Origin of the sequence: Salipiger sp. PrR007, from assembly GCF_010499845.1 — a bacterium.
GTDB lineage: Bacteria > Pseudomonadota > Alphaproteobacteria > Rhodobacterales > Rhodobacteraceae > Salipiger > Salipiger pacificus_A.
The window spans coordinates 1-3,945 of record NZ_JAAGOZ010000066.1 but is presented as its reverse complement, the minus strand read 5'-3'; the positions used below and the strand labels follow the sequence as shown (position 1 = coordinate 3,945).

Genomic DNA, 3,945 nt, shown 5'->3' with positions numbered 1-3,945 from the left:
ATGTAGCGCGCCCCGCCGTCGAGGTTCTGCCAGGGATCGCGCGGATCGACGCCAAGATCGGCGGCGGTGCCGGGCATGAGCTGGCAAAAGCCCATGGCGCCTACATGCGAGACGGCGGCGTTGTTGAAGCGGCTTTCCTGCTTGATGAGCGACTGGAACAGGATGCGCCAGGTCAGCGGGGTCAGGCCCGCGGCGCCGACACCGGCATGGCCCTCGTATTTCGCGGCGGTTTCGATGATCATCTGCTCGACGCCGGCATCGTCACCAAAGAGCCGCTGCGCGTCGGCGCTATCTTCCTCCGTCACGGGATAGGTCTCGCTCGCGCTCGAGAAACCGCCGACGCCGTCTTCGAAGCCCGAGACATCGCTGGTGCCTGTCGTCTGCTCGAGGAAGCGCGCGTAGGCTTCGAGCTGCTCCTGGTGCAGATCCTGCTGCGCTTCGCGGCGGCCAAGCTTTTCCTGCTGCTTGGCAAAATCGCGCTCGCCTTCGGAGAGCCGCGAGATCGCATTGGCGAGGTTCGAGCCGTCGACGATCGGCACACCCTGCGCCAGGGCGCTGGGGGTGGGGACTGCCGCCAGCATCAGCCCAACCACGCCCAGTCCCGCCGACCCGGCCCGCGATGCGGCTGATCTAGGTGCGCACTTAGAGCGGGGAGAACTGGCAATCATCCGCGCCCTCCGCAGCAAAACTCATTTGGGACGGGGAGGCGCCGCCCGGGCTCACCACGGCGCCGCGCGTTGCCGTGGCCGGGATGACCGCGTAGCTGCCCTCGGTCCGGAACGTGCCGGCGCAGGGCGACTTGCGCCCGGTCGAGACGCCGGCCGCGCAGCCGGCTAGGGCCAGCATCAGGGCAGCGGTGGAGAGGAGCTTTGTCATGCCATGTCCTTCCAGAAATCAGACTTGCGGCGCCACTCGAAGGGCGCACGGTCTTCGCCTTTCGCTCCGCCGCCGAGCACCGTGACGAGATCCGGGCCGAGGCCCGACAGGCCGAAGTTGACGAAGAGGCTGTCGCCGGCCGAGCGCAGCAGCGCGAGGCGCAGCCCGCCGGTGCTCTGGGAGACAAACTCCGCCTCGCGGTCATTGAGCTTGAGGATGCGGTAATCCTCGGGATGGGCCGCGGGGTTCGGAAACAGGATCTGCGTCGAGACCATCTCGGAGATGATTGACCCAACGCTCGACTGCGCGAGATGGCCGGGCGTCTGGGTCAGCATCATCACCACGCAGTTCTTCTTGCGCATGGTGACGAGCCATTCCTGCAGGCGCTTCACGAACATCTCGTCGTTCAGCATCTTCCAGGCCTCGTCGATGACGAGGATGGTGGGCCGCCGGTCCTCGATGACGCGCTCGATCCGGCGGAAGAGATAGGCCAGGAGAGCGGTGCGTTCCGTGCCGAGATCGAGAAGCTCGCTCATGTCAATGCCGACGACATCTTCGCCGATTTGGATGCCGGTCTCGGCCTCTTCATCAAAGAGCCAGCCAAAGCGGCCCGCCGCGGTCCACTCGCGCACCCGGGAGACAAGATCGCCATCGTCGTCGGTCTGGTTCACCGCCGAGGCCAGGGCCGAGAAGCTGCGCAACTCGGGCTCGGCCGCCACTACGCGGCGGATCGCGTCATTCAGCGCCACGGTCTGGAAGGTCTCAAGCGGACGGCCGCTCCGCGAGAGAATGTCGGCAGTCCAATCGGTGAGCCAGGCCGCGCCGCGGCTGTCGGTCTCGGTGAGGAAGGGATTGAAGCCCGTGGGCTGACCGATGCGGACCGTGCTGTAGGTGCCGCCCAAAGCGCGCACCGCCATTTCGAGGCCGAGGTCCTTGTCGAAGACCACGACGCGCGCGCCGACGCGGCGGGCTTGGGCTATGAGAAACGCGGTGCCAAGCGTCTTGCCCGAGCCCGGGCGCCCCAGCACCAGCGTGTGCCCGCCCGAGGGCTCGGCGGTCCGCGATCCCGGTTCGTGGAAATTAAACCGGTACTGGCAGGATGAGACTGAGGGCAAAACCGTGATGGTCTCGCCCCAGGGCGATTGGTGCTTGTCGCGCCCGGGCGCGCCGGCGTGGAAGGCGGCAAAATCGGCAAAGTTGGTCGAGGTGGTCAGCGCCGCCCGGTGCCGGTACCGCCAGTTGCCCGGCGCCTGGCTGAAGAACATGGCGCGGGCGGCAAAGCTCTCGCGCACCAGCGTGGCGCCGGATTCCTGCCCCGCGCGCCAAACCTCGGAGGCGGCCTCTTCCAGGGCTTTCTCACTGCCAGCGGTGACCATGACGGTGAGCTGGTGCTTGCCGAGAACGCCGCGCCGGGAGGCGATGTCGTCGAGCAGATCGTAAAGCCCGGCGCGCAGCGATTGCGCGGCATCTTCTGTCGCCCCCATCTGCCGCGCGGTGCGGGCAATCTTTTCTTCGGCCTCGTTATTGCGGATCGGCGTGAAGCTGTTGGTCACCACGATGTCGTAGGGCAGCTCCAGCGCATCGAGCACGGTCGGCAGCGACTTGTTCGGCCAGGCCTTCACCCCGAAGATCGCGCCAATGCGGCGGCTCATGCCGTTGTCGATGGCAAAGCGCTTTCCCTTGAAGAGATATTGGGCGTTGGTCATGGAGGCCGAGAGGAACTGGCCCGGTTGCCCGTGCATCGGCTGGAATTCCTGGCCCTGGATCGTGCCGAGATAGCCAAGCCAATCGCCGTCCGAGACGCGCAGGCGGCGGAACCCCACCGCGTGATACATCGCCTGCAGCAGCCCCATGGCCTCGGTCATGCGCTCCTTGCGCGCCGCGAGATCGGCCTCGAAGCTGGATTTGACGGCCCGGCCCAGCCCCATCTTCTGGCCGGCGCTCGGGCGCATGGCGAGTGTGAGCAGCAGGACCCGGCGCTTGAGGGACTTCGCGGCAAGGGTCTCGCGCCAGCGCCGGTCAATCTCCGCGGCAAAGCCGACCTCATCAAAAGGCGCGAGGTCGAGTGCTGCGGGGATGGTGATCTTGTTCACGTAAAAGCCGAAGCGCTCGCCGAGTTGGCCGACAAGGCGGGCAAAGCCCTGCGTCAGGGCCTCGATCTCCGGGGCCTCGGCAGTGAAGCTGTCGATGCCGCCGATGACGGCCGAGGCGAGAAGATCGCCCTGCCGCGTGAGGATGAGATCATCCTCGGGGGCAGAGAGATAGGGCAGGTGGCGCGCCACCGGCTCTTCGGCAAAGAGGCTTTCGGGCAGCACCGAACGCAAGAGGGCGCTGTCCTCGAAGAGGGCGGAGAGGCGGTTAAGAGACATAGCGATCGCCCCCGTTTCGCTTGTAGGTCCGGGTGCGCGGGGTGGTGGAGAGGACCCCGGCGACGATCTGGAAGAGATGCGGGTTCCGGTCGGCCACCAGCCAGAGGGCCGGGTAGGCGATCAGGGCAATGCCGAGGAACCGCACATCATCAAAAGCGACAAAGGGGATCACCGAGCCGAGCGCCAGGCTGATGAAATAGCCCAGCGGCAGCCCGAAGAACTTGGGAGGACGTGTCAGCCCGAGAAACAGGGGGTGCTCTTGCATCGTCATGCGCTCCAACGAAGAAGGCCTCCCGCGCCACGCGGGGCGGGGAGGCTCATGGCGTCAGGTGGCCGTGAAACCGTCGATGATGGTTTCGGCGGAGAAGACGATGACAACGCCGACGAGAATGACGAGAAAGAGCGGCCAGTTGAGGCGGCCGGTGAACATCATGTAGCCGGAACCCACGAGCGCGAGGATTGCGATCAGACGGCCGATGGGGCCGGTCAGCGCATCGACGATCGTGCCGAGCATGTTCTCGAGCGGATCGAGGTTCTGCGCCAGCGCGGGCTCGGCGATGAGCGCGAAGATGGGCAAGAGGTAGAGCAGTCCCTTCCAGTTGAGGGAGGTGAGGCGGCCTATAAGCCCTTTCGTGATCGTGGTCATATGCGGTCCTTACCGATGGTTGCCAGGTAGACGTCGAGCACTTTGCGAACGTGC

5 protein-coding genes are annotated in these 3,945 nt (G+C 66.1%); all 5 read right to left on the bottom strand.

The window, feature by feature from the left end:
• Positions 1-593, bottom strand: a 593-nt coding sequence (locus G0Q01_RS27200) for a lytic transglycosylase domain-containing protein (RefSeq protein ID WP_370526779.1), incomplete at its 3' end; no start/stop codon positions are given.
• Positions 594-642: 49 nt separating this feature from the next.
• Positions 643-876 carry a hypothetical protein gene (locus tag G0Q01_RS22165; RefSeq protein ID WP_164213869.1) on the bottom strand — a complete coding sequence of 78 codons (234 nt, stop codon included), beginning with the start codon at positions 874-876 and terminating at the stop codon, positions 643-645.
• Positions 873-3,245, bottom strand: a complete 2,373-nt coding sequence (locus G0Q01_RS22160; RefSeq protein WP_164213868.1) for a VirB4 family type IV secretion system protein — start codon at positions 3,243-3,245, stop codon at positions 873-875. The genes G0Q01_RS22165 and G0Q01_RS22160 overlap by 4 nt, the downstream gene beginning before the upstream one ends.
• Positions 3,235-3,510, bottom strand: a complete 276-nt coding sequence (locus G0Q01_RS22155) for a type IV secretion system protein VirB3 (RefSeq protein WP_164213867.1) — start codon at positions 3,508-3,510, stop codon at positions 3,235-3,237. The genes G0Q01_RS22160 and G0Q01_RS22155 overlap by 11 nt, the downstream gene beginning before the upstream one ends.
• Positions 3,511-3,570: 60 nt before the next feature.
• Entirely contained in the window at positions 3,571-3,891 is a 321-nt protein-coding gene (locus G0Q01_RS22150; protein ID WP_164197531.1) for a TrbC/VirB2 family protein, read from the bottom strand.
• Positions 3,892-3,945 lie beyond the last annotated feature (54 nt).

Bases quoted from the DNA above. Each gene is read 5' to 3' on its own strand.
- G0Q01_RS22165 (WP_164213869.1), bottom strand. From the start codon at position 876: ATGACAAAGCTCCTCTCCACCGCTGCCCTGATGCTGGCCCTAGCCGGC.
- G0Q01_RS22160 (WP_164213868.1), bottom strand. From the start codon at position 3,245: ATGTCTCTTAACCGCCTCTCCGCCCTCTTCGAGGACAGCGCCCTCTTG.
- G0Q01_RS22155 (WP_164213867.1), bottom strand. From the start codon at position 3,510: ATGCAAGAGCACCCCCTGTTTCTCGGGCTGACACGTCCTCCCAAGTTC.
- G0Q01_RS22150 (WP_164197531.1), bottom strand. From the start codon at position 3,891: ATGACCACGATCACGAAAGGGCTTATAGGCCGCCTCACCTCCCTCAAC.